At 56.8% G+C, this 25,205-nt stretch carries 26 protein-coding genes; 12 read left to right on the top strand and 14 right to left on the bottom strand.

What is annotated here, in order from left to right:
- Nucleotides 1-27 precede the first annotated feature (27 nt).
- The 3 genes from ATY02_RS01080 (at nt 28) to ATY02_RS01070 (ending at nt 2,946) form a co-directional block, all read left to right on the top strand.
- Nucleotides 28-1,449: a hypothetical protein gene (locus ATY02_RS01080; protein WP_139146118.1), complete on the top strand. Its 1,422-nt coding sequence runs from the start codon at nt 28-30 to the stop codon at nt 1,447-1,449.
- Between the two features lie 535 nt (nt 1,450-1,984).
- On the top strand, nt 1,985-2,338 hold the full coding sequence (locus tag ATY02_RS01075; protein WP_020302125.1) for a hypothetical protein: 354 nt from the start codon (nt 1,985-1,987) through the stop codon (nt 2,336-2,338).
- A gap of 56 nt (nt 2,339-2,394) precedes the next feature.
- Nucleotides 2,395-2,946, top strand: a complete 552-nt coding sequence (locus tag ATY02_RS01070; RefSeq protein WP_083235629.1) for a DNA-3-methyladenine glycosylase I — start codon at nt 2,395-2,397, stop codon at nt 2,944-2,946.
- Nucleotides 2,947-2,994: 48 nt separating this feature from the next.
- Here the strand turns inward: ATY02_RS01070 and ATY02_RS01065 are convergent, their stop codons facing one another.
- The 3 genes from ATY02_RS01065 to ATY02_RS01055 form a co-directional block, all read right to left on the bottom strand.
- Entirely contained in the window at nt 2,995-3,147 is a 153-nt protein-coding gene (locus ATY02_RS01065) for a hypothetical protein (RefSeq protein ID WP_020302123.1), read from the bottom strand.
- Nucleotides 3,147-3,344 (bottom strand): hypothetical protein, encoded by a 198-nt coding sequence (locus ATY02_RS01060; protein WP_070412911.1) that lies wholly within the window; start codon nt 3,342-3,344, stop codon nt 3,147-3,149. Before ATY02_RS01060 ends, ATY02_RS01065 begins: the two co-directional genes overlap by 1 nt.
- Nucleotides 3,345-3,466: 122 nt before the next feature.
- Complete coding sequence (locus ATY02_RS01055) at nt 3,467-3,961, bottom strand: DNA-3-methyladenine glycosylase I (protein ID WP_068576618.1); 495 nt, start codon at nt 3,959-3,961, stop codon at nt 3,467-3,469.
- Nucleotides 3,962-4,042: 81 nt separating this feature from the next.
- On the opposite strand from ATY02_RS01055, the gene glyQ reads away from it, so the two are divergent.
- The 4 genes from glyQ (at nt 4,043) to ATY02_RS01035 (ending at nt 8,451) form a co-directional block, all read left to right on the top strand.
- Entirely contained in the window at nt 4,043-4,996 is a 954-nt protein-coding gene (gene glyQ / locus ATY02_RS01050; protein WP_003177094.1) for a glycine--tRNA ligase subunit alpha, read from the top strand.
- Entirely contained in the window at nt 4,993-7,047 is a 2,055-nt protein-coding gene (gene glyS / locus ATY02_RS01045) for a glycine--tRNA ligase subunit beta (RefSeq protein ID WP_068576615.1), read from the top strand. Before glyQ ends, glyS begins: the two co-directional genes overlap by 4 nt.
- An 11-nt stretch (nt 7,048-7,058) precedes the next feature.
- Nucleotides 7,059-7,598 (top strand): D-glycero-beta-D-manno-heptose 1,7-bisphosphate 7-phosphatase, encoded by a 540-nt coding sequence (gmhB, locus tag ATY02_RS01040; RefSeq protein WP_164823742.1) that lies wholly within the window; start codon nt 7,059-7,061, stop codon nt 7,596-7,598.
- An 82-nt stretch (nt 7,599-7,680) separates the two neighbouring features.
- Complete coding sequence (locus tag ATY02_RS01035) at nt 7,681-8,451, top strand: lysophospholipid acyltransferase family protein (RefSeq protein ID WP_068576611.1); 771 nt, start codon at nt 7,681-7,683, stop codon at nt 8,449-8,451.
- A gap of 179 nt (nt 8,452-8,630) precedes the next feature.
- Here ATY02_RS01035 and ATY02_RS01030 read toward each other — a convergent pair whose 3' ends face one another.
- The 4 genes from ATY02_RS01030 to ATY02_RS01015 all read right to left on the bottom strand — a co-directional run bounded on the left by ATY02_RS01030 (nt 8,631) and on the right by ATY02_RS01015 (nt 13,434).
- Complete coding sequence (locus ATY02_RS01030) at nt 8,631-10,949, bottom strand: CHASE2 domain-containing protein (protein ID WP_068576609.1); 2,319 nt, start codon at nt 10,947-10,949, stop codon at nt 8,631-8,633.
- A gap of 18 nt (nt 10,950-10,967) precedes the next feature.
- Complete coding sequence (locus tag ATY02_RS01025) at nt 10,968-11,963, bottom strand: FecR family protein (protein ID WP_068576607.1); 996 nt, start codon at nt 11,961-11,963, stop codon at nt 10,968-10,970.
- Between the two features lie 195 nt (nt 11,964-12,158).
- Complete coding sequence (aqpZ, locus tag ATY02_RS01020; RefSeq protein WP_068576605.1) at nt 12,159-12,848, bottom strand: aquaporin Z; 690 nt, start codon at nt 12,846-12,848, stop codon at nt 12,159-12,161.
- A 298-nt stretch (nt 12,849-13,146) separates the two neighbouring features.
- Nucleotides 13,147-13,434, bottom strand: a complete 288-nt coding sequence (locus ATY02_RS01015) for a hypothetical protein (protein ID WP_068576603.1) — start codon at nt 13,432-13,434, stop codon at nt 13,147-13,149.
- Nucleotides 13,435-13,665: 231 nt separating this feature from the next.
- Here ATY02_RS01015 and ATY02_RS01010 point away from each other — a divergent pair, with 231 nt between their 5' ends.
- Entirely contained in the window at nt 13,666-14,394 is a 729-nt protein-coding gene (locus ATY02_RS01010; RefSeq protein WP_068576602.1) for a response regulator transcription factor, read from the top strand.
- A gap of 27 nt (nt 14,395-14,421) precedes the next feature.
- Here the strand turns inward: ATY02_RS01010 and ATY02_RS01005 are convergent, their stop codons facing one another.
- From ATY02_RS01005 to dnaA, 7 genes are all read right to left on the bottom strand, one after another.
- The gene (locus ATY02_RS01005; protein WP_176719724.1) at nt 14,422-14,742 is read right to left on the bottom strand and encodes a hypothetical protein; all 321 of its coding nucleotides are present in this window, start codon (nt 14,740-14,742) and stop codon (nt 14,422-14,424) included.
- Between the two features lie 11 nt (nt 14,743-14,753).
- Nucleotides 14,754-15,095 (bottom strand): hypothetical protein, encoded by a 342-nt coding sequence (locus tag ATY02_RS01000; protein ID WP_068576598.1) that lies wholly within the window; start codon nt 15,093-15,095, stop codon nt 14,754-14,756.
- Between the two features lie 23 nt (nt 15,096-15,118).
- Complete coding sequence (locus tag ATY02_RS00995; protein ID WP_068576596.1) at nt 15,119-15,604, bottom strand: DUF4265 domain-containing protein; 486 nt, start codon at nt 15,602-15,604, stop codon at nt 15,119-15,121.
- Between the two features lie 255 nt (nt 15,605-15,859).
- Nucleotides 15,860-18,277, bottom strand: coding sequence for a DNA topoisomerase (ATP-hydrolyzing) subunit B (gene gyrB / locus ATY02_RS00990; protein WP_068576594.1), 2,418 nt, complete (start codon nt 18,275-18,277; stop codon nt 15,860-15,862).
- Between the two features lie 4 nt (nt 18,278-18,281).
- Nucleotides 18,282-19,385: a DNA replication/repair protein RecF gene (gene recF, locus ATY02_RS00985; RefSeq protein WP_068576592.1), complete on the bottom strand. Its 1,104-nt coding sequence runs from the start codon at nt 19,383-19,385 to the stop codon at nt 18,282-18,284.
- A gap of 8 nt (nt 19,386-19,393) precedes the next feature.
- Nucleotides 19,394-20,497, bottom strand: a complete 1,104-nt coding sequence (gene dnaN / locus ATY02_RS00980; protein ID WP_068576591.1) for a DNA polymerase III subunit beta — start codon at nt 20,495-20,497, stop codon at nt 19,394-19,396.
- A gap of 38 nt (nt 20,498-20,535) precedes the next feature.
- A complete protein-coding gene (gene dnaA, locus ATY02_RS00975) occupies nt 20,536-22,071 on the bottom strand; it encodes a chromosomal replication initiator protein DnaA (RefSeq protein ID WP_068576588.1) in 1,536 nt (511 codons plus the stop codon).
- A gap of 567 nt (nt 22,072-22,638) precedes the next feature.
- Between dnaA and rpmH the strand changes: the two genes are divergently transcribed.
- From rpmH to yidC, 4 genes are read left to right on the top strand one after another with little or no spacing between them, the layout of a single operon-like run.
- On the top strand, nt 22,639-22,773 hold the full coding sequence (gene rpmH / locus ATY02_RS00970) for a 50S ribosomal protein L34 (RefSeq protein WP_003213577.1): 135 nt from the start codon (nt 22,639-22,641) through the stop codon (nt 22,771-22,773).
- Between the two features lie 16 nt (nt 22,774-22,789).
- On the top strand, nt 22,790-23,191 hold the full coding sequence (gene rnpA / locus ATY02_RS00965) for a ribonuclease P protein component (RefSeq protein ID WP_068576649.1): 402 nt from the start codon (nt 22,790-22,792) through the stop codon (nt 23,189-23,191).
- Nucleotides 23,184-23,429 carry a membrane protein insertion efficiency factor YidD gene (gene yidD / locus ATY02_RS00960; RefSeq protein ID WP_083235628.1) on the top strand — a complete coding sequence of 82 codons (246 nt, stop codon included), beginning with the start codon at nt 23,184-23,186 and terminating at the stop codon, nt 23,427-23,429. Before rnpA ends, yidD begins: the two co-directional genes overlap by 8 nt.
- A gap of 2 nt (nt 23,430-23,431) precedes the next feature.
- Nucleotides 23,432-25,132, top strand: a complete 1,701-nt coding sequence (gene yidC, locus ATY02_RS00955) for a membrane protein insertase YidC (RefSeq protein ID WP_068576586.1) — start codon at nt 23,432-23,434, stop codon at nt 25,130-25,132.
- Nucleotides 25,133-25,205 lie beyond the last annotated feature (73 nt).

Here is a 25,205-nt window from a genome sequence, read left to right as displayed (position 1 = left end):
TGAAAGCACGACCAAACATTATTTCAATTGAACTTACATACTTATTATACCGCACAATTTCAAAAAGCAAGACCGTTAACAAACTTTTTTGAAAATATTTTTGAACCCTTAAACTATCATATTCAGTCAGAACGTGAGTTAAAAGACTATCCTAAATTCGCCAAAGTAGCGATATGCCTTAAAGGCGAGCATTATCCAAATGGCTTTAAGCAAGAGTCATACGAAGTCCAAAGTTTAGACAAGACTCTTGAATTATATCGTGATGCTGAAAACTGCTATATAACATCTAATCAATTCAGCTTCGGAAGAAGCGAAAAAAGGCTATGCAATCTCGTTATGTTGTCTTGCGATTTAGACACATACAAGACTGAACTATATAAAGACACTACACATGAAAAACTAATTAATGACGTTAAAGAGCTATGCCATCTTAATAATTTACCTTATCCAACAATAATGTATTCAGGCAATGGGTATTATTTAAAATGGATTTTCAAAGAAAAACAGCCAGTTTTTCAATTGTCTAAAAAGAACAGAAAAGGCAAATATAGAACGCCTTTAAATGTTCAAAAATGGAAAATCGCCCAGCGAGTAATTAATAAACTATTCGAAGATTTTGGGTCTGATACAAAAGCGCTTGATGTTGCTCGTTTGCTCCGCCTATGCGGAACGATAAACGGAAAAACAGGTAAACGTGCTGAACTGTTAGAGGTGCATGAAAACCACAGCTTTGACTATCTGCTTCAAGTTCTCGAACCACATACAGAGCAAGAAGATATTGATAAAGTCTTGGGTAAGAAAAAAGAACCTAAACCAAGAGTTTTGAAAGAGGTTCAACCAGTCATCAAAAAAGCAATGTCATTGCCAGTTGCTAATGAAGAAAAGCAAAAACCAAGCAAGAATTTCATAGCGAAAAACACAAGAAGCCTTGCAAAAGCACGCTATGAAGACCTCCTAAAATTGATCGAAATGCGTGGCGATGTAGAAGGCGAGCGCATAAATTTCACATTTTGGATTTGCAATTTTATGTGTGTGACTGGACGAATGAATTACGCTGAATTTCGTGACCAAGCAGAAAAAATCGGCCAGAAAATTTTCAAGGATAATAACTGGTGCTTTACTGATTTAAGCACTCTTGAAAATAGAGTTAGACAATACAATCTTGAAACGTCGATAAATGCAATAAAACATAATGACTATATTCCGCTTTATACTCCAAGAAACTCCCACTTAATAAGCGTTTTCAACATCACAGAAGAAGAACAGAAACACCTTAAAACCATCATTTCTGACAATGAAAAAAGAAGAAGGGACAGAGAGAAAAAAGAAGTTTTAAGGCGTGAGCAAGGTATGAAAAAACAATCAGGGGAATCAAAATCAGAGCCTTGGGTTGCTCTGGGCATAAGTCGCCGAACATATTATACAAGGAAGAAAAACGGCCTCATTTGAGGCTTTTTGTTAGTTGCACTTTTTGTCCTGTTTACCATATGTGTGTGAAAAAAAATGTGCCTTTTTTTAAAGCAAAATCAAAAGCAAAAATGTAAAATTCAGATATAACAAGAATTATTTCCATGGGATATTGTAAAATCTGCGACATTATATTTATTGCATTTTGTTTTTTTGTATTTGTTCTTTATGTCAATCCAAACGCCTTTTCAAAAGCTGCACATGAGCAAGCCATTGCTGAATACAATAGAACTGAAAGAGCCAAAGAACAACAAAGACAAGAGAATATTAACCTTTTCAATTGCGTGTCAAAAACATATTTCAAATCAGCTCGCACCTCTGACAATCACTTAATAACGGAAGCTCATAGATTTAAATACCAAGATGGCTCATGCAATGAGGTTGTAGAAGTCTATTCAAGATAACTTTAACAATCTCACTCTCGACGCCTTTGAAAAAGGCGTGTGTTCTTTTTTGCTTTAAGCATATATCGCCAAATCAATATGTTATGATGGAGGTATAACAAATTTTCATCATTATGATACATACATTATCAGACGCACAAAAAAAGGCTTTATCTAACAATGGTAAAAAAGGCGGTGAACAGACGCAGGCATTAAGGAGAGCATTGCAGAGTTTTAAAATAAATATTCTGGTCTATATCAATGAACAAGAAAGTAATATCCTCACGCAAACACTCGCAAAAAAACTTTGCCAAGAACTGTTTAGCCAATCAATTAATATTACCGAGTTGTCCAAATTCATCAAATTCAGTGGCAACAATAAAAATAAACTTTCAAGAAATCTTGATGAATTGGCGAAGTCGTTGGCGCATAAATACAAAGATTATCTTGATAGTCAAATGACTGACCATTTCAGAAAAATGCTTTAACGACCTATCACCAAAGCCGTATAATGCCCTTTTCATAGGGCGTTCTTATGACTGATATACAGCGATGCGCTTGGTGTTCAAATGACCCACTTTATCAGAAGTATCATGATGAAGAATGGGGCGTTCCCTCATACGATGCCCGCCACCTCTTTGAAAAACTACTGTTAGAAGGTTTTCAGGCTGGACTGTCTTGGATATTAGTCTTAAAGCGCCGTGAGAACTTTCGCCAAGCACTCTATAATTTTGATGCTGAAAAACTCGCTTTAATGCCAGATTCCAAAATTGATGAACTGATGCAAGATTCTTCATTAATTCGAAATAGAGCAAAATTTAATGCGGTGCGAGAAAATGCAAAAGCTTGGCTTGCGCTGGATAATCCAGTTGAATATTTTTGGTCATTCGTTGACGGGAAACCAATTATAAATAACTACGAAAGTCATTCTGATATTCCCACTCAAAACGAACTGTCTTTAAAAATGAGTAAGGAACTTAAAAAGAAAGGGTTTAAATTTGTTGGCCCGACGATTTGCTATTCCTATCTTCAAGCGGTAGGTATGGTTAACGACCATACAACAGACTGCCACTGCTATAAGACTGAAACGGTATGATTTTTGAATTAAATTATTATATGCACTCGGAAAACCGAGTGCATATGGTCATTTTTTACGCTCTTGTTGCTTCACCATTTCTGCCAAGATCAATTTAGGCAGAGTGAAAAGAAGACCAATGCCTTTAAAAAGCAGCTTAGGATTCTTGAAAAGCATAACAAAAAAAACGATAGCTACGACCAGAACTATCAGGATAGCCATTAGCTATAATTCCAGTTCGTGCTGCTGCAGTTAGGGCACTGAATCTTTGCGCCGCTCAACAGACCAGCAATAAAATCTGCCTTCGATTGTGGCGAAAGTCCTTTCGCCTGCGCAGTTTCACGTCCGATTTGGCCGATCACCAAGCCTGCCATTTTTGCGTTTGAAACTTCTTCATCACACTTTTTGCAGTTGAACATTTGTGTTTCCCTCAAACCCATAAACGGCTGTCAAAAATATAGTCCATTAGACCGTGGCGTCTTGATATCATTGAAGCGTTTACTGGTCAAGCAGAAGCTTGCCGATTCTTTATACGAATTGACTACGCCTTCATCAGGGCGTAGCAGATGGTCGGGCCGACGAAGGTGAAACCGGCCTTGCGCAGGCCACGGCTCATGGCCTCGGCCTCGGGCGTCACCGCCGGGACCTCGCTGCGATCGGCGAAATGGTTGACCTTGGGCACACCACCGACGAAGGACCAGAGGAACGCCACCGGATCGTCCAGCTCCAGCCAGGCCTGGGCATTGCGCCGTGCGGCCTCGAGCTTGAGGCGGTTGCGGATGATGCCCGGATCCTGCATCAGGTCCTCGATCTCGGCATCGCTCATCTGCGCCACCCGCTGCACATCGAAGCCGAACAGCACTTGTCGATAATGCTCGCGCTTCTTCAGCACAGTGATCCATGACAACCCGGCCTGGAACCCTTCGAGCAATAACAACTCGAACAAGCGCTGCCCATCGCGCAGCGGCACGCCCCACTCCTGATCGTGATAAGCCATGTACAGCGGATCATCGGTACACCAAAAGCAGCGTGGCATAAGGCTCCAGGGGGCGTGCGCAGGACTGAATCGGGTATACTCCCGCTCCTTAAATCGCAGCCCAAGTAACAGGTGAATTTCGTGAGCCAGCCTACGCCAGCCGTGCGTACCTTCCAAGACTTGATCCTCGCCCTCCAGCAATACTGGGCCGAGCAAGGTTGTGTGGTACTTCAGCCCTACGATATGGAAGTAGGCGCCGGCACTTTCCACACCGCTACATTCCTGCGGGCCATCGGCCCGGAAACCTGGAACGCCGCCTACGTGCAGCCAAGCCGCCGCCCCACTGACGGCCGCTACGGCGAGAACCCCAACCGCCTGCAGCACTACTACCAGTTCCAGGTGGTCCTCAAGCCCAACCCCGAGAATTTCCAGGAGCTGTACCTGGGCTCGCTCAAGCACGTGGGCCTGGACCCGCTGGTGCATGACATCCGTTTCGTCGAGGACAACTGGGAATCGCCGACCCTGGGCGCCTGGGGCCTGGGTTGGGAAGTCTGGCTCAACGGCATGGAAGTGACCCAGTTCACCTACTTCCAGCAAGCTGGCGGCATCGAGTGCTACCCGGTGACCGGCGAAATCACCTACGGCCTGGAGCGCCTGGCCATGTACCTGCAGGGCGTGGATTCGGTCTACGACCTGGTCTGGGCTGACGGCCCATTCGGCAAGGTCACCTACGGCGACGTGTTCCACCAGAACGAAGTGGAACAGTCGACCTACAACTTCGAGCACGCCAACGTCGAGAAGCTGTTCGAACTGTTCGATTTCTACGAAAGCGAAGCCAAGCGCCTGATCGAGCTGGACCAGCCGCTGCCGTTGCCGAGCTATGAAATGGTCCTCAAGGCCTCGCACACCTTCAACCTGCTGGATGCACGCCGCGCCATCTCGGTGACCGCGCGCCAGCAGTACATCCTGCGTGTGCGCACCCTGGCGCGTTCCGTCGCGCAAGCCTACCTGCTGGCCCGTGCCAAGCTGGGCTTCCCGATGGCGACCCCGGACCTGCGTGATGAAGTGTTGGCTAAGTTGGAGGCGGCACAATGAGTGCGCAAGATTTTCTGGTTGAACTGGGCACTGAAGAACTGCCACCCAAGGCCCTGGGCACCCTGGCCGAAGCCTTCCTGGCCGGCATCGAAAAAGGCCTGCAGAGCGCTGGCCTGAGCTTTGAAGCCAAGCACGTCTATGCCGCGCCACGGCGCCTGGCAGTGCTGATCACCCAACTGGCGACCCAACAGCCGGACCGCAGCGTCAACCTCGACGGTCCACCGCGCCAGGCCGCCTTCGATGCCGAGGGCAACCCGACCCAGGCGGCCCTGGGCTTTGCCAAGAAGTGCGGCGTGGACCTCAGCGAGATCGACCAGAGCGGCCCGAAGCTGCGCTACAGCCAGAGCATCAAGGGCAAGCCGACCGCCAGCCTGCTGCCGACCATCGTCGAGGACTCGCTCAACGACCTGCCGATTCCCAAGCGCATGCGCTGGGCTGCGCGCAAGGAAGAGTTCGTGCGTCCGACCCAGTGGCTGGTCATGCTCCTGGGCGATGAGGTCATCGACTGCACCATCCTGGCCCAGAAGGCCGGCCGTGACTCCCGTGGCCATCGCTTCCACCACCCAGAGAGCGTGCGCATCACCGCGCCGGCCAACTACCTGGCCGACCTGCGCGCCGCCTACGTGCTGGCCGACGCCAACGAGCGCCGCGAGCTGATCAGCAAGCGTACCGAGGAACTGGCGCGCATGCAGGAAGGCACCGCCATCGTCCCGGCCGACCTGCTGGACGAAGTCACCGCCCTGGTGGAGTGGCCGGTACCGCTGGTGTGCTCGTTCGAGGAGCGGTTCCTGGAAGTGCCCCAGGAAGCCCTGATCACCACCATGCAGGACAACCAGAAGTACTTCTGCCTGCTGGACGTGGACGGCAAGCTGCTGCCGCGCTTCATCACTGTGGCCAACATCGAGAGCAAGGACCCGCGCCAGATCATCGAGGGCAACGAGAAAGTCGTGCGCCCACGCCTGACCGACGCCGAGTTCTTCTTCAAGCAAGACAAGAAGCAGAAACTCGAGGACTTCAACCAGCGCCTGCAGAACGTGGTTTTCCAGGAGAAGCTGGGCAGCGTCTACGACAAGGCCGAGCGTGTTTCCAAGCTGGCCGCCTTCATTGCCCCGCGTATCGGTGGCGACGCCCAGCGTGCAGCCCGTGCCGGTATCCTCTCCAAGTGCGACCTGGCCACCGAGATGGTCGGCGAGTTCCCCGAGATGCAAGGCATCGCCGGCTACTACTACGCCCTCAATGACGGCGAGCCGCAAGACGTGGCCCTGGCCCTGAACGAGCAGTACATGCCCCGTGGCGCCGGCGCCGAGCTGCCAAGCACCGTGACCGGTGCCGCCGTGGCCATCGCCGACAAGCTCGATACCCTGGTGGGCATCTTCGGCATCGGCATGCTGCCGACCGGTAGCAAGGACCCCTACGCCTTGCGCCGTGCGGCCCTGGGTGTGTTGCGGATCCTGATCGAGAAGAAGTTCGACCTCGACCTGAACGAAGCGGTGACCTTCGCCGTCGGTGCCTTCGGCAGCAAGGTCAAGGCTGCCGGCCTGGCCGAGCAGGTACTGGAGTTCATCTTCGACCGCCTGCGTGCACGCTACGAAGACGAAGGCGTGGACGTGGCCACCTACCTGTCGGTCCGCGCCCTGAAGCCGGGTTCGGCCCTGGACTTCGACCAGCGCGTACAGGCCGTGCAGGCCTTCCGCAAGCTGCCGGAAGCCGCTGCCCTGGCCGCGGTGAACAAGCGTGTGTCGAACCTGCTGAGCAAGATCGAAGGCAATGTACCGACCACCGTCGAGGCCAAGTTCTTCGACAACGCCAACGAGTTCTCCCTGTATTCGGCGATCCAGCAAGCGGACCAGGCTGTCCAGCCCATGGCCGCAGCCCGCCAGTACAGCGAGACCCTGGCTCGCCTGGCCGCCCTGCGCGAGCCAGTGGATGCCTTCTTCGAGGCGGTGATGGTCAATGCCGAAGACGCCAATGTCCGGGCCAACCGCTATGCACTGCTGGCACGGCTGCGCGGCCTGTTCCTGGGCGTGGCCGATATTTCGGTACTGAGCTGATCAGGTAAGGAATTGCTGTGAAACTGCTGATACTCGATCGGGACGGCGTGATCAATCATGACTCCGATGCCTACATCAAATCGGTAGCGGAGTGGATTCCACTCCCCGGCTCGATCGAAGCCATTGCACAGCTGAGCAAGGCCGGCTGGACGGTAGCGATAGCTACCAACCAGTCCGGCATTGCCCGCGGCTACTACGACCTGGCCACCCTCGATGCCATGCACGCACGCCTGCGCGAGCTGGTAGCGCAGCAGGGTGGGGAGGTCGGGCTGATCGTCTACTGTCCCCACGGGCCGGATGAGGGCTGCGATTGCCGCAAACCCAAGCCTGGCATGCTGCGAACCATTGCCGAACACTACCGGACCGGCCTGAACGGTCTATGGTTTGTCGGTGACAGTCTCAGTGACCTGGAGGCGGCAAAAGCCGTCGATTGTCAGCCCATATTGGTAAAGACCGGAAAAGGCGAAAAGACCCTGGGCAAAACCCTGCCGGTAGGCACCTTGATTTTTGACGACCTGGCGGCCATTGCCGCTGAACTTATCCACAATTAGGCCCCTTCTGGCATCCTGACCAAGGACTGTTCGGGAGAGCGCTTTTTAACAGGCGGGCATGCCCGCAATGGTAAATGCCGCTATGTCGATCCTGCAGGCCATCAGAACCTTTTTCTTTTACCTGCTGCTGGGCACCAGCGCCTTGCTGTGGTGCTCCCTGAGCTTTTTCATCGCGCCGTTCCTGCCTTTCAAGAGGCGCTATCGCTTCATCAACGTCTACTGGTGCCGCTGCGCCCTGTGGTTGACCAAGGTCTTCCTGGATATTCGCGTGGAAGTGAAGGGCGCCCAGAACATTCCTGAGCGACCTTGCGTGATCGTCTCGAACCACCAGAGCACGTGGGAGACCTTCTTTCTCTCGGCTTATTTCGAGCCGCTGAGTCAGGTACTCAAGCGCGAGCTGCTGTATGTACCGTTCTTCGGCTGGGCCATGGCCATGCTGCGCCCGATCGCCATCGACCGGGACAATCCCAAGGCGGCACTCAAGCAAGTAGCGAGCAAGGGCGATGAGTTGCTCAAGGACAATGTCTGGGTACTGATCTTTCCCGAAGGTACCCGTGTGCCGTACGGCCAGGTGGGCAAATTCTCCCGCAGCGGCAGCGCCCTGGCGGTGAACGCCGACCTGCCGGTACTGCCGATTGCCCACAACGCAGGCAAGTTCTGGCCCAAGACGGGCTGGAGCAAGCGAGCCGGGACCATCACCGTGACCATTGGCGCGCCCATGTACGCCGAAGGCAACGGTCCTCGGGCCATCGCCGAGCTCAACGACCGGGTGGCGGCCTGGAACGAACAGGCCCAGCGCGACATGGGCTCATTGCCACCATTGGACGCTGCCGCGGATAAGGTTGCTGTATGAACTTCTGTGGATAACCTGTGCACGATTTTTCGTATAGCGATCCATATCAAGATATAAATCACTGATTTATATGCATATTTCCTAAGCTAATAAAATACGGAAAAACGTGCATAAGTTTTACACCCAAGAAAAAGCCGGCCTCTAGGCCGGCTTTTTCATTTGGATACTCGCCTCGGCCCTTATTCCTCCAGCAAGGGCAACTCAAGAACGAAACATGAACCTTGCCCCACCACGCTGCGGCAGCTGATATGCCCCTGGTGGCGGTCCATCACCGCCTTGACCATCGACAAGCCCAGTCCCAGGCCCTCGATGCCCTTGGCCGAGGCAAATCGCTGGTACTGGCCGAACAACTGGGGCAGGTCACCGGCAGCAATGCCCCGGCCTTCATCACAGACTTCGCAGCGCAACCAGCCATCGGCGCAGCTGACCTGCACGCTCACGGTGGAACCTTCCGGGCTGTACTTGATGGCGTTCTCCAGCAGGTTGAACAGTGCCCGGGTCAGCAGAGACTGGTCTGCCAGGACCAGGCTCTCGGCCTGCTCGTCCAGGCTGTGACGCAGATGAATGTGCTTGAGCTGGGCCAAGGTCGTGGCCTGGTCGAAGGCATCCAGTACCAGCATGGCGAACATGCTCGGCTCGAACTGATAAGCCTCCGACTCGGCCTTGGCCAATTGCACGAAAGCCTCGGTCAAGGTCAGCGCCCGGCGGACCTGTTGTTCGATCTGCCCGTAGACCTGCTTGGGCAGCGATGGCTGGCGCTGCTGCACATCCAGCAAGGCGAGGATCGCCGAGTGGGGGGCACGCAGGTCGTGGGATAAAAACCGCAGCAAGACTCCACGCTGCTGCTCGGCATCACGCTCGACACTCAGGTCGGTCAGGCTCAGCAACCAGCCAATGGGGGTTTCGCTGTCCACCGGCAGCAACGGCGCCAGCTCCACTCGCAGGCTGCGTTGCTGGGTATCGCGAAACTCCACCCCTGGCAATTGCGCGAGGGCAGGGTAGAGGGACGAATCAGCCAGGCCCGGATACCCCAGGGCAGCCAGTTGCGGCAACAGCGCTTGCCCCACCAGCGAATGAGCGAAGACTTCCCGGGCATTGCGGTTGGCCAGCAGGATCTTGCCATCCGGATCAGCGATCAGGGTCGCTACCGGCAGGCACTCCAGGCCGTCGGCAATGAAACGCCGGGTGTCCCGGGTTCGGCTCAAGGCCTGCTCCAGGGCAATGATCTGCCCTTGCAGCACATCCCCGGTGGCCGGCTGGTTGCGTCGACGCTCCGGCAGTACCTTGGGCTCGCTGTCCAGGCGTTCCAGCTCCCAGCCGAAGTAAGCCAGGATCACCCGCAGCCGACGCCAGTTCCAGATCAGGTACGCCAACAGCATGCCCAGTAGGCTAGCCACCGGCGACCACCAGTACCCCAGCCGTAGCATCAATACCGACCCAGCCAATGCCAGGCCCATGCAGCCCAGGGTTATCCACAAGGCATGGCGTGGACGCCACAGCAACAGCCCAAGGAGGGCAGCGGTCAGGGCCATGGATAACAACACGCCCGGCCACGCACCCAACGCGACCAGGCTGCGATGCTGCAGCAGGCCATTGAGCAGGTTGGCCTGGATCTCGACCCCCGGAGTCGTACCCTGGCTGCCGGATTGCGCAGTCACGTAGCGATCCCCCAATCCAGGGGCCGTGGACCCTACCAATACCAACCGGTCATGCAGCAGCTCCGGAGGGACTTCACCGCGCAATACGCTGACGTAAGGCACGCTTGGAAAACCAGCAGCCTTGCTGATGAAGGGGATTCGCACCGGGTTGCTGCGCAGCCAGCCCTGGGTGACCTCCGGCAGGGCCGAGCCCGGCATGAGCGGGGACAGAGGCTCGGCTTCGGTGAGCTGGTACAGGAGCCAGGTCAGTTGTGCCCGGGGCGCCAGTTGCGGGCCTTCGCGCAGGTAGACGCTGCGTACCGTGCCGTCCGCATCGGCCTCGGCATTGATATGACCCAGGCCACGGGCACAGTTGCGCAACAACGGTACCGGCAACAGTTCGCCCAGGTCCTGGCCATAACGGGCCACGCCTTCGCGCAGTACCGGCAGGAACACATTGCCAGCACGACAGAGCGCAGCGGCCAGGCGAGTGTCGTTTTCCACCGTGCTGCCGGGCTCGCTGAGAATCACATCGAACAGCACGCCCTTGGCCCCGGCACTGCTGAGACGGTCCAGCAATTGGCCATGGACCGCCCTCGGCCAGGGCCAGCGGCCCAGTTGCTGGAGGCTGTAGTCATCGATGGTCACCACCAGGATCCGCGGGTCCACCGGCAGTGGAGTGAAGCGCCGCAGCTGGTCATAGAACAAGTTGTTCAGGGCCAGCCCATGGCTCAGGGACAAGGCCGCCGTCAGCGGCAGCAGAAACAGGCTGACCCACAACCATTCCCGTACCAGTCGACGAAACAGCTGCTGGGCCTGGGTGGACTCTCGGTCCCCGGCCCGATGGTTCGACCCGCTCATCGATACCTCGTCGGCGGGTTACTGAACACGGGTGCTTCTGGGGTAATAGAAAATGTCATAGACCCCGGTTTCTCCTTCCAGGCCGTGCTCGTCGAATGCCGACAGACGCACATGATAGAAAAACGCCTGTAACCCAGTGAAGTTGACTTGTGGGGTGCTGGAGAACTGTTCCTGCTTGATGTTCAGGAAATCCTTGTCGGTCGCCACCTGGGCGCGATAACGACGCGCTCCAGGCAGGGGTTCGAGGATCAGCTGCCAAACGGGCAGGACGCCGGTTTGACCTGCCTGCCCCAGCAGCCGGGGCGCGGCCAGCAGGTCCACCGGCTTGAGCTCGCCCTCCTTGCGCACCCGCATGCCCTGGCGCGCCATCACTTGAACTTCTCCCGGCCGCAGTCCGGCCGGTTTATCCACAGCCCGCTTGCGCGAGCGCGGGGGAGTCTGGTCGAGGGGGGCCTCGTCCCGGTTTACCGCCACCTGGCCATTGAGCACCTCGACCAGCGACTGCTCGTCATCATTACGCACCCGGAAGTGGGTGCCGCGCACGCCCAGAACCCCCACCGGGGTCACGATCTGGAAGCGGTCGTGATCGCTGGTGCGCTTGATCACGTAAGACTCGACCTGGCCCTGTTCCAGCACCAGTTGGGGGATGCTGTACTGTTCGTTCAGCCGCAGGGTGACCTGGGAGCTGGATGGCAGCACCACCCGCGAACCGTCGCCCAGGGACAGGCTGACGAAGGCCGAGGGTGAGGTCTTCACACCTTCTTTCTCGTCGATGTCCATGCCTTCTTCCAGGGCGATCTCACGCCCCTTGGCGTCCAGCTTCCAGGCTTCGCCCGTCAGGTGTTCGACTGTCGCCGGTAACGGTTGGCCGCGACAGAGCTGGTTGTCATCGATGTAGGGCAGGCGCTTGGCGGGAGCGATGGCGGCGCTGGCCATCGAATTGGACAAGGCCAGCACCACACCAAGCAGGAGCGGAGCAAACTGGGCCCGGGGGCGAATAGACAAATAGGTCATGAGATCATCGGATCCGTGGTCGTGCTCTTCTGAAGTCCGTGACATTAGAACTAGATTGGGGGCGTGCTGGCCATCACTCTCTACCGAGATCGGCCATAACCTTTCATCCCTGCTGGAACAGCACAACCGCTCTCGAGCGGTTGTGTGTGCACAGGGCGATGTACCGGTAGGGGCCACCCCCACCGGTACTGCTGGTCAATCCCGGTCTGTAGCGACCAGGCGATACGCCAGGGCGCCAAGGCATGCACCCAGCAGCGGGGCGACCCAGAACAGCCACAGCTGGGACACGGCCCACTCTCCGGCAAAAAATGCCACAGCGGTACTGCGGGCCGGGTTCACCGAGGTGTTGGTGACCGGAATGCTGATCAGGTGGATCAGCGTCAGGGTCAGGCCAATGGCAATCGGGGCAAACCCGGGAGCAGCGCGCTTGGATGTGGCGCCCAGGATAATCAGGAGGAACATCGCCGTCAGCACCACTTCACTCAACAGGGCAGCGAGCATCGAGTAGCCACCCGGGGAGTGCTCGCCATAACCGTTGGCGGCAAAACCGGCCGAAGCGTCAAAACCCGTCTTGCCCGAGGCGATCAGGAACAGCACGGCACCGGCTGCCAGGCCGCCAAGCACCTGGGCGACGATGTAAGGCAACACACGGTTGCCCGAGAAGCGTCCGCCCAGCCACAGGCCAACCGAGACCGCCGGGTTGAGGTGCGCGCCGGAAATCGGCCCCAGGGCATAAGCCATGGTCAGCACGCTAAGACCGAAGGCCAGGGCGACGCCCAGGTAGCCAATGCCAAATTGTGGAACGCCGGCGGCCAGTACGGCACTGCCGCAGCCGCCCAGCACCAACCAGAACGTACCAAAGAATTCCGCGCCGAGTGTTTTCATCAGAGGCCTTCACAGATATTCGAAATGAGAGGGAGGGTATTGAAGTCGCCGAAAATCAGCGGGGGAGGGAGACACATCCTTGTGTCGAGCATTACGTCCTGAGGAGGCACTCCCTGTTTTCCCCTGTACGGTAAATCGAAGCTCGCTTCGACCCGCAACCGCCAAACCGGCGGATGACACTCCCTGTGTCGGAGCACTTCCGATTGCCCCCGTGTGCCACTCAGCGAGTGCGAATTTACCGGGAGCGGACAGCCTGGTGTCGCTTTGCAATATTTCTTCAGAATGTTCAGGCCCATGGCTAGAACACCCACCGCTGCTGGTCCTGGTACACCACCGAGGGTGTCGACAGTGGAGCAGTCGCGGGAGCGAATCCCCGGGAGTCGCTAAAGCCCACCTGGTTCACCGAGGGACTGAAGTAACGCTGGACCGGAAGCTCATAGTGAGGAGCTACCGGGACAGCAGTGGCCTTAGAGGACGCTTCAACACTCAAGAACGCAGCAAGAGACAAGGCGACGAGTTTCGCCAGATCCGCTCTTTCGGAAAATTTCTTCCACCCCATATCCATCGCCCCCGACATGTTGCCCATTGCCCTTTTCCTTGCTCGTTCGAGCCGGTATCGTCCTTCAAGGAATTCGGTGCTGAAGGGTGCTCCCAACAGCTACCGGCTATTTGATATCAGCGTACCGAGGGAGCAGCGCCCCTAGAGCAATTCGCCACAATTGTTCAGATTCATCCCTGGCGCCTAAACTCCTCCCCAGCCCGAGACGCATGCCGCCATGCCTCGGACAGCCTCTCGACCCCTAAGGACCTGCCTCGCATGCGTGTCGCAATACTGGATGACGAACCCGCAGAACTGGCGCGGGTGGAACAGACACTGCGAGATATTCCCGGCCCGGGTGAACAACCCTGGACCCTGCACCGTTTCGAGCGCGGCGAAGATTTGCTGCGCCAATTGCGGCGGGAAACCTTCGACCTGATGATCCTCGACTGGCAGGTGCCGGACCTCAGTGGGCTGGCGCTACTGCGCTGGAGTCGGGAACACATGGACTCGCCACCGGCCGCCATCATGCTCACCAGCCGCGATGCCGAGAGCGATATCGTCCAGGCCTTGAACACCGGCGCCGACGACTACCTGAGCAAGCCGTTCCGCCCCAACGAGCTCAAGGCCCGGGTCAACGCCGTGCTACGCCGCCATGGCCTGCAGCGTGCCCAGAGCGAGGAAGTGCTGAACTTCAATGATCTGGCCTTCGACGATGCCGAGTTGACGGTGACCCGGGCCGGCGCGCCCATCAGCCTCACCGAGCGTGAGTACCGCCTGGCACGCTGCCTGTTCGCCAACCTGGGCCGGCCGTTGTCCCGAGAATACTTGTACGAGCGCTTCTGGACCCACGAGGAAATTCTTTCCTCCAGGCCCCTGGATACCCACATCTACCGGCTGCGCAACAAGCTGGGGTTGACGGCGGAACGGGGCTGGCAGTTGCTGACCATCTACGGCTATGGCTACCGCCTGGAAAGCGTCACGTCGCCTGGCGAGCAGGACAACTGACGGCGTGCCGCCAAAAGCGGCTCGATGTCACTCAGGGTCTTGCCAGACATCTTCATAACCGGCGCGGTCGATCATGAAACACGTCCCGCTCGGCAGATACAGATAATCGATCACCTCCGGCAACAGCTCGACCAGGTGCTCGGCACACAAGGGTTGGTAGAAATCCACAGCGGTGGAATGTTCGCCGCAGTGGATAAACCAGCTGACCGTCCCGTTCTGCGGCAACTCGATCCTTGTGCCATAGATGGGCGAGTGCGCAAGGGAGCCGGTGGCCAGTGCAATCATCGGCTCCGGCGCCTGGGGAGCGAGGTCGTAGCGTTCACAGATAAGCTGCTGTCTTTCGTTCATTGGCCCAGCCATCAAGGGGAAATAGGGGAGGTCCTGCCCAGCGCAAAGACCTGTTCGAGTGCTACCTCGTCGTCGCTGTCACCGTCCTCGAAACACCTGAAACGGTGCCCCTGCAGTGCCCGATCCAGACACTGGTGCAATGGTGCGGTTCGGAACAGCAGCTCCATCCAGAGCGCCTGGTCGCTCTCGAAGGTCAGGCGCAGATCATAGTCGGCGCTGCTGCCCAGGCCAGGGTCCTTGAACTCGACTACCTGCTCTGCCGCCTGTACAAAGTCCGCACTGCGGCGCAGCTTATCCATGACCTGCCGCGCGCCCAGCGGCTCCTCAAACACCAACCGATACTCGTAGCTCATGCTCGTCTGCACTCCGTTCGCGGTCAGCTATCCAGCCACCAATTGAGCAAGGTTTCGTCATCGCTGTCATCGAGGTTTTTATAGATGTTGGCGTAGTACCACTCGATGCCCGTGGTCTGGCGGAAGCGGTTGAAGAACAGGGCGATTTTATCCATGCCGTTTCGAGCTGGCACCGACAACGTCAGATTGCCCTTATAACGCCCGTCGAGCATGCCGCCTAATTCGGTCGCCACGTCTGCCTCCAGGGCACTGATGTGTTCTTCCGGAATGTAATCCGAGTAAATGTGGATGCAGAAGTTGCCGCCACGCTTGAGTACCACTGCCGGGGCCTGCGGGTCCTTGATCGAAATAATGTCGCCCTTGGCCAGGTTGAGCGTGAGCCCCGGTGAGTAGAGAATCTCGTAACTGTGCTCATCAATCCGCCGTACATGCAGCGGTTCATAGACCGGGCCGCGGTTGTTCTGCCCCGCGACAACCCGAATCGACATTTCCTGGCTTTGATCATCCATAACAAATTTCCGAGCGATTACTGTTTTAAAAAGGGTGACAAGGGCTGAGGCAGTACCTGCCAGGTCCACGTCCTTATTGTTCAATTAATCTTCCACTTCCCAGGCCAGATCGGGATCAGTCGCGCCATACGCCGAGAAGTTGAGCATTCGCCATGCCTGCCTTGGCTGGATAAATGGGTAAAGGGATTGAACAATCTGCCAATAAAAAAGGCCAACGCAAGCGTCGGCCTTTTTATTTTCAGCTGTGTACCCTGATCAGAAGTCCAGGTTGGACACTGCCAGGGCGTTGCTTTCGATGAAGTCGCGACGAGGTTCGACCGCATCACCCATCAGGGTGTTGAAGATCTGGTCGGCGGCGATGGCATCTTCCACGGTGACCTTGAGCATGCGACGCATGGTCGGGTCCATGGTGGTTTCCCACAGCTGGTCAGGGTTCATCTCGCCCAGACCTTTGTATCGCTGGATGGTGTGACGCTTGGTGCTTTCCGCCATCAGCCAGTCCAGGGCTTCCTTGAACTCGGTCACTGCTTTCTTGCGCTCGCCACGCTGGACGTAGGCACCTTCATCCAACAGGGTGCTCAGCTGGGCGCCAAGGGATACGACAGTCTTGTAGTCGTTGCTGCCAAAGAAGTCGCGGTTGAAGGTGACGTAATTCGACAGGCCGTGGGAGATCAGCTCGACCTCTGGCAGCCAGACATTACGCTCACGATCTTCACGCAGGCTGGCCTTGTAGACCAGGCCAGACTTCTCGGAGTTACGCAGGCGGGCATCGTACTTGGCCAGCCATTCCTGCATGGCGGTGTGGTCGGACAGTTGCTCGATGCTGACCGGTGGCAGGTAGATGAAGTGCTCGGTCAGTTCCTGTGGATACAGGCGCGACAGACGCTTGAGGGTCTTCATGACCATGCGGAAGTCGTTGACCAGGCGCTCCAGGGCTTCGCCGGAAATGCCAGGGGCGTCTTCGTTCAAGTGCAGGCTGGCATCTTCCAGAGCCGACTGGGTCATGTAGTCTTCCATGGCGTCGTCGTCTTTGATGTATTGCTCTTGCTTGCCTTTCTTGACCTTGTACAGCGGTGGCTGGGCGATGTAGATGTAGCCGCGCTCGATCAGTTCCGGCAACTGGCGGAAGAAGAAGGTCAGCAACAGGGTACGAATGTGCGAACCGTCGACGTCAGCATCGGTCATGATGATGATGTTGTGATAGCGCAGCTTCTCGATGTTGTACTCTTCGCGACCAATGCCACAACCCAGGGCGGTGATCAGGGTGCCAACCTCTTGCGAGGAGATCATCTTGTCGAAGCGTGCTTTCTCGACGTTGAGGATCTTGCCCTTGAGCGGAAGGATTGCCTGGGTCCTGCGGTTACGGCCCTGCTTGGCAGAACCACCCGCGGAGTCACCCTCCACCAGGTAGAGTTCGGAAAGGGCAGGGTCTTTCTCCTGGCAGTCCGCCAGCTTGCCAGGCAGGCCGGCGATATCCAGGGCGCCTTTGCGGCGGGTCATCTCACGGGCCTTGCGCGCGGCTTCACGAGCACGGGCGGCGTCAAGCATCTTGCCGACCACCAGCTTGGCTTCATTGGGGTTCTCCAGCAGGAAGTCGGAGAAGTACTTGCCCATCTCCTGCTCGACGGCGGTCTTCACTTCGGAAGACACCAGCTTGTCCTTGGTCTGGGAACTGAACTTCGGATCCGGCACCTTCACCGAGATGATTGCGGTCAGGCCTTCACGGGCATCGTCACCGGTGGTGGCGACCTTGTGCTTCTTGGCCAGGCCTTCCTGCTCGATGTAGTTGTTCAGGTTACGGGTCAGGGCCGAACGGAAGCCCACCAGGTGGGTACCGCCGTCGCGCTGGGGAATATTGTTGGTGAAGCACAGCAGACTTTCGTTGAAGCTGTCGTTCCACTGCAGGGCGACTTCCACGCCGATGCCATCGTCACGCTGGACGTTGAAGTGGAATACCTGGTTGACCGCCGTCTTGTTGGTGTTCAGGTACTCGACGAAGGCACGCAGGCCACCCTCGTACTTGAACAGTTCTTCCTTGCCGGAGCGCTCGTCCTTGAGGACGATGCCGACGCCAGAGTTGAGGAAGGACAGTTCGCGAATCCGCTTGGCCAGGACGTCCCAGCTGAAGTGGATATTCTTGAAGGTTTCAGCCGATGGCTTGAAGTGGATCTGGGTACCGGTGGTTTCGCTGTCGCCAACGATCTTCATCCGTTCCTGTGGAACACCGTGGACATACGTCTGTTCCCAGATCTTGCCGCTACGGCGCACGGTCAGGACCAGTTCCTCGGACAGTGCGTTCACTACCGATACACCCACGCCGTGCAGGCCGCCGGAAACCTTATAGGAGTTATCGTCGAACTTACCGCCGGCGTGCAGCACGGTCATGATGACCTCTGCCGCGGAAACGCCTTCCTCTTTATGCACATCGACCGGAATACCGCGACCGTTGTCGCGTACGGTGATGGATTCGTCCGGGTGGATGATGACGCTGATGTCGTCGCAATGGCCGGCCAAAGCTTCGTCGATCGAGTTGTCGACCACCTCGAACACCATGTGGTGCAGACCGCTACCATCATCGGTGTCACCAATGTACATACCGGGACGTTTGCGTACGGCATCCAAACCTTTCAGCACCTTGATGCTGTTCGAGTCGTACGTATTTTCTTCGCTCATGCCTTCACTCCCGATGGTCGTGGGTCTGGGTGATACGGCCTTGTTCCACGTGGAACAAAGCAACTGGCGTTTCCGTCTGCCAGCCTTCCCTCAGTAATTCGTGGTCTACACAGGTGATGAACACCTGGCAGCGTAAGTCTTCCAGCAAGCGACAAAGTGCGCGACGGTGTTGCTCGTCCAGTTCGGACGGCAGGTCATCCACCAGATAAATACACTGACCGCGGCGGGCCTGGCTAACCAGATGCCCCTGGGCAATGCGCAATGCACAGACCACCAGCTTTTGCTGGCCACGAGACAGGATGTCCGCAGCGTTGTGTCCGCCTAGGCGCAGACGTAAATCAGCACGTTGCGGGCCGGCCTGGGTATGACCCATTTGCTGATCACGGTGCAGGGCGCTCGCGAGGACTTCACTAAGCTCGCGTTCCTTGTCCCAACCACGGTAATAGCTAAGTGTCAGGCCCTCGAGCTCCAGCAACTCGCCCAAGGTCCGCTCAAAGACTGGTTTCAAGGCTTTGATGTATGCGCGGCGGTATTCATCGATTTCAGCGCTGGCCTGGCACAGTTCCCGGTCCCAGGCCGCTTGCGAAGCGGCGTCAAGTGTACCATGCCGCAGCCATGAGTTTCGCTGCCGCAGGGCCTTCTGCAAGCGCTGCCAGGTGGACATGAAGCGAGGTTCCACATGGAACACTCCCCAGTCCAGGAACTGCCGACGGATCTTCGGAGCTCCTTCCAACAGGCGAAAACTGTCTGGATTGATCAACTGTAGCGGCAGTATTTCTGCCAGCTGCGCCGCACTGCGAGCGTTCTGACCGTCGATACGGATCTGGAATTCGCCCTGGCGGTCTCGGGATATCCCCAGGTTGCTGTGCCCTCCCTCGGACAATTCGACCTGGCCAAACACCGTGCAAGCCAACTGCTCATACTGAATCACCGGTAATAACCGGGCACTGCGAAACGAGCGGGCGAGCCCCAGCAGATGAATGGCTTCCAGCACGCTGGTCTTGCCACTGCCATTGGCGCCGTAGAGGAGGTTGATGCGAGGGGAGGGGGAGAAGGTCACCGGGTGCAGGTTACGCACCGCGGTGACCGAGACACGACTGAGGGACATCTAGCTGATTACAGGCGCATCGGCATGACAACGTAAGCCGAGTCGTCGTTGTCGGACTCCTGGACCAGCGCACTGCTGTTGGAGTCGGACAGGATCAGACGGACTTGCTCGGTGGTCATCACGCCCAGCACATCCAGCAGGTAGCTGACGTTGAAGCCGATTTCCAACGAACCGCCGTTGTACTCCACGCCTACTTCTTCTTCGGCTTCTTCCTGCTCCGGGTTGTTGGCCTGGATCTTCAGCTGGCCGTTGGCAAGCTGCAGGCGGATGCCGCGGTACTTTTCGTTGGACAGGATCGCGGTACGGCTGAAGGCCTCGCGCAGGGCCTGGCGGTCGCCCAGCACCAGCTTGTCACCGCCTTTAGGCAGTACACGCTCGTAGTCCGGGAACTTGCCGTCCACCAGCTTGGAGGTGAAGGTGAACTCACCGGTGGTGGCACGGATGTGATGCTGGCCCAGGACGATGCTGACGTTACCATCCGGCTCGGTGAGCAGGCGGGCCAGTTCAAGGATACCTTTGCGCGGCACGATCACCTGGTGGCGATCCTGCTGGCCAATGTCGGCCTGCATCGAGCACATGGCCAGACGGTGACCATCGGTGGCCACGGCGCGGATGATGCCAGCGGAAACCTCCAGCAGCATGCCATTGAGGTAGTAGCGCACATCCTGCTGGGCCATGGCGAAGCTGGTGCGTTCGATCAGGCGACGCAGCTTGCTCTGCTCCAACTGGCAAGTCAGGGAGCCCGGGCCTTCTTCCACCGTCGGGAAATCGTTGGCTGGCAAGGTCGACAGGGTGAAGCGGCTACGGCCGGCCTTCACCACCAGCTTCTGCTCATCGACCTTGATGTCGATCAGGACGTCGTTGGGCAGGCTCTTGCAGATGTCCATCAGCTTGCGAGCCGGGACGGTGATTTCCCCAGGCTCGGCCGGTTCTTCAAGTTGTACGCGACCGACCAGTTCGACTTCCAGGTCGGTACCGGTCAGCGACAATTGCTGGCCTTCGACAACCAGCAGCACGTTGGAAAGCACCGGCAAGGTCTGGCGGCGTTCGACGACGCCGGCGACCAGTTGCAGGGGTTTCAACAGGGCTTCGCGTTGAATGGTGAAATGCATGGTCTAGTCCCTTGCCTTAATAAGCTGCGTTGGAATCATCAAGTGGTCAGGGTACGCAGCAGGTTCTTGTAGTCCTCGCGGATGTCCGCGTCGGATTCCTTAAGTTCATTGATCTTGCGACAAGCGTGCAGCACCGTGGTGTGGTCGCGACCGCCGAACACATCGCCGATTTCCGGCAGGCTGTGGTTGGTCAGTTCCTTGGACAAGGCCATGGCCACCTGGCGTGGGCGGGCAACGGAACGCGAACGTCGCTTGGACAACAGATCGGAGATCTTGATCTTGTAGTACTCGGCAACGGTGCGCTGGATGTTATCCACAGACACCAGTTTGTCCTGCAGTGCCAACAGGTCCTTCAGGGATTCGCGGATCAACTCGATGGTGATATCGCGTCCCATGAAGTGCGAGTGGGCGATGACACGCTTGAGCGCGCCTTCCAGTTCACGGACGTTGGAACGGATCCGCTGGGCGATGAAGAACGCCGCATCGTGAGGCAACTCGACCTTGGCCTGGTCGGCCTTCTTCATCAGGATCGCCACCCGGGTTTCCAGTTCCGGCGGTTCTACCGCTACCGTCAGGCCCCAGCCGAAGCGGGACTTGAGGCGTTCTTCCAGACCCTCGATCTCCTTCGGATAACGGTCGCTGGTGAGAATCACCTGCTGGCCGCCTTCGAGGAGGGCGTTGAAGGTGTGGAAAAACTCTTCCTGGGAACGCTCCTTGCGGGCGAAGAACTGGATATCGTCGATCAGCAGTGCGTCCACCGAACGGTAGAAGCGCTTGAATTCGTTGATGGCATTGAGCTGCAACGCCTTGACCATGTCTGCCACGAAGCGCTCGGAATGCAGGTACACGACCTTGGCATTCGGGTTCTTCTTGAGCAGGTGGTTACCCACGGCATGCATCAAGTGGGTCTTACCCAGGCCGACGCCCCCATAAAGGAAGAGCGGGTTGTAGCCGTGCTTGGGGTTGTCCGCTACTTGCCAGGCCGCAGCACGGGCCAGCTGGTTGGACTTACCCTCGACAAAGTTCTCGAAAGTGAAGGTACGGTTCAGGTAGCTGGTGTGCTTGAGCGCGCCCTCTACCTGTACGGTGCGCTGTTCGGTGCGTACCGGGGCCTGTTGCGAGCTGGCGCCCGCCATGGGGTCGAAGCTGTCACGAGAGGGCTCTTCGCTGGTCTGATCGGCTTTCTGCTCGGCGGCCTTCTTGGCCGGGGCAGGAACCGGAGCCGGCGCAGCAGGTTCTGCTGCAGCCTTGGCCGCGGCAGCCGCCTGCAATGCCTGGGAAGCGGCTGCGGCCAGCGGTGCGTTAGGCGCGGCACGAGGAGCCGAGCTGCGCTTGCTGCCTATTAATAAGGAAAGAACGGGCGCCACGCCATTGCCATGTTCATCCAGCAGCTCGAGCACGCGGCCCAGGTACTTTTCATTGACCCAATCGAGAACGAAACGATTTGGTGCGTAGACACGCAACTCGTCGCCTTCGGCTTCGACCTGTAGCGGACGGATCCAAGTGTTGAATTGTTGGGCAGGCAGCTCATCACGCAGAAGCTCCACGCACTGCTGCCAAAGTTCCACTGACACGGATATCCCCTGAAGTTGAAAGCCGGTGAGGCAAAAACAAGCAGCCATTGTAACGGTCGGCCGTCCACTTATCCACATGTAGCGTGCCTCCAGGAGGCTAAGAATCAATGCCTTACCTTGGATAAACACGACCAGCGGTATGTGCATAAGCTCTGTGGATAACCCCACTTGAGCTCTTTGCACAACCCGAGGCAAAACCCGGTGGATAAATCGCCTGTGGATAACATCACTTTCCGCACACAGCTTTTCCGCACTCGCAGCACAGGCAGAGCACGGCTTCTCAACCGTGTTGTCATTCTCTGTACAGTACGGAATTAAAGGGCTTAAGGTAGTTATCCACAGAAGGGTGGGGGCCTAGTCTTTATAAGCTTTACAGAAAAGCTTTAAATACTTTCCTTCTCTATTTTTATATCTGGCTGCATGTCCTTCACAAGCCTGGATCCCGACATACATAGACAAAGGAAAAGCTGGTTGGAAATTGACCTAGAGGCTTGCTTTCTCTAGAATCGCCGATCTCTTAAAACGGGGGCCATTCCGGCCCGTTGTGGACGAACCAGGTAACACGACATGAAACGTACTTTCCAACCAAGCACTATCAAACGCGCTCGTACCCACGGTTTCCGTGCTCGCATGGCTACCAAGAACGGTCGTGCCGTCCTGTCGCGTCGTCGCGCCAAAGGTCGTGCGCGTCTGGCAGTTTGATAATCCGGCACTGGAGGTGAGTCAGGACTTCAGTCGGGAAAAGCGTCTGCTTACACCCCGGCACTTCAAGGCAGTCTTTGACTCCCCTACCGGCAAGGTTCCGGGGAAGAATCTCCTGCTCCTTGCTCGCGACAACGATCTCGATCATCCCCGTCTAGGGCTTGTGATCGGGAAAAAGAGCGTCAAGCTCTCTGTTGAGCGAAATCGTCTTAAACGCCTAATGCGCGAATCGTTTCGCCTTCACCAGGACTCGCTGGTTGGGTGGGATATCGTTATCGTCGCGCGCAAAGGTTTGGGCGATGTAGAAAACCCTGAATTAATCCAGCATTTCGGTAAGCTCTGGAAACGCCTGGCGCGCAATAAGCCAGCACCAGCAGTAAAATCCGAAACTGTAGGGGTAGACAGTCCCGATGCGTAAACTGGCCCTCGTTCCGATCCAGTTTTACCGCTATGCCATTAGTCCTCTGATGGCCGATCACTGTCGTTTTCACCCCAGCTGTTCCTGCTACGCGTTGGAAGCCATCGAAACTCATGGCCTTCTGCGTGGTGGCTGGCTGACCTTTCGTCGTTTAGGTCGCTGTCATCCGTGGAATCCCGGTGGTTACGACCCGGTTCCACCTATCCCTACCTCCCGCTCTTCTTCGATGGCCGAGTAATCATGGATATCAAACGCACGATCCTGATCGTCGCCCTGGCAATCGTGTCCTACGTCATGGTTCTGAAATGGAACCAGGATTATGGCCAAGCTGCCTTGCCGACTCAGAATGTTGCTTCCAGCACGACCACTCCGGGCTTGCCCGACACGCCAACCGGCACTCCAGCTGCCAATGACGACATTCCACGCGCGACCAGCGATACCGCTGCTCCTGCGGAAGTGCCAGTGGCCGCAAGCAAGGATCTCATCGAGATCAAAACGGATGTGCTCGACCTGGCTGTCGATCCACAAGGTGGGGATATCGCGCAACTGCGCCTGCCACTGTATCCACGTCGCCAAGACCACCCGGAAATTCCTTTCCAGCTGTTCGATAACGGCAACGAGCGGACTTACCTGGCACAAAGCGGCTTGATCGGCAGCAGTGGCCCCGATGCCAATCCGGCTGGCCGCCCTGTCTACTCTGCAGAAAAGAAAAGTTATCAACTGGCTGATGGTCAGGATCAACTGGTCGTCGACCTCAAATTCAGCAAGGACGGGGTCAACTACATCAAGCGCTTTACCCTCAAGCGCGGCCTGTATGACATCACCGTTACCTACCTGATCGATAACGAAAGCGCCCAACCCTGGACTGGTGCGATGTTCGCCCAGCTCAAGCGTGATGCCAGCTCCGATCCATCCTCCAGCACCGCCACCGGTACCGCGACTTACCTGGGCGCTGCCCTGTGGACAAGTTCCGAGCCGTACAAGAAAGTGTCCATGAAGGACATGGACAAGGTGAACGAGGACAAGAGCAAGGCCCCGATCACTGAAAGTGTTCAAGGTGGCTGGGTTGCCTGGCTGCAACACTACTTCGTGACCGCCTGGATTCCGCCAAAAGGTGAGAACAACCAGGTTCTGGCACGCAAGGACAGCAAAGGTAACTACATCATCGGCTACACCGGCCCTTCGATGACCGTTGCTCCAGGCGCCAAGGCTGAAACCAGCGCCATTCTGTACGCCGGTCCGAAAAGCCAGGCCGTGCTGAAAGAGTTGTCCCCAGGCCTGGAACTGACTGTGGACTACGGCTTCCTGTGGTTCATCGCCCAACCGATCTTCTGGCTGCTGCAACATATCCACAGCCTGGTTGGTAACTGGGGCTGGTCGATCATTTTCCTGACCATGCTGATCAAGGGGATCTTCTTCCCACTGTCGGCAGCCAGCTACAAGTCCATGGCACGCATGCGTGCAGTGGCTCCAAAACTGGCTGCGCTGAAGGAAAAATTCGGTGACGATCGCCAGAAGATGTCCCAGGCGATGATGGAGCTGTACAAGAAAGAGAAGATCAATCCATTGGGCGGCTGCTTGCCGATCCTGGTGCAGATGCCGGTCTTCCTGTCCTTGTACTGGGTACTCCTGGAGAGCGTGGAAATGCGCCAGGCTCCGTTCATGCTGTGGATTACCGACCTGTCGATCAAGGATCCGTTCTTCATCCTGCCGATCATCATGGGCGCCACCATGTTCATCCAGCAGCAGCTGAACCCGACTCCGCCGGATCCGATGCAGGCCAAGGTGATGAAGATGATGCCAATCATCTTCACCTTCTTCTTCCTGTGGTTCCCAGCGGGCCTGGTGCTGTACTGGGTAGTGAACAACTGCCTGTCGATCGCACAACAGTGGTACATCACTCGTAAGATCGAAGCTGCTACCAAGAAAGCAGCTGCCTGACCTACTCTGTGGATAACCACACAAGACGCCCCCTAGAGGGGCGTTTTGCTATCTGTCACTTTTGTCTGGATGT

Source organism: Pseudomonas sp. BIOMIG1BAC (assembly GCF_001705995.2).
GTDB lineage: Bacteria > Pseudomonadota > Gammaproteobacteria > Pseudomonadales > Pseudomonadaceae > Aquipseudomonas > Aquipseudomonas sessilinigenes.
Note: the sequence above shows the minus strand (reverse complement) of the source record. Positions and strands in the feature narration are given on the sequence as shown.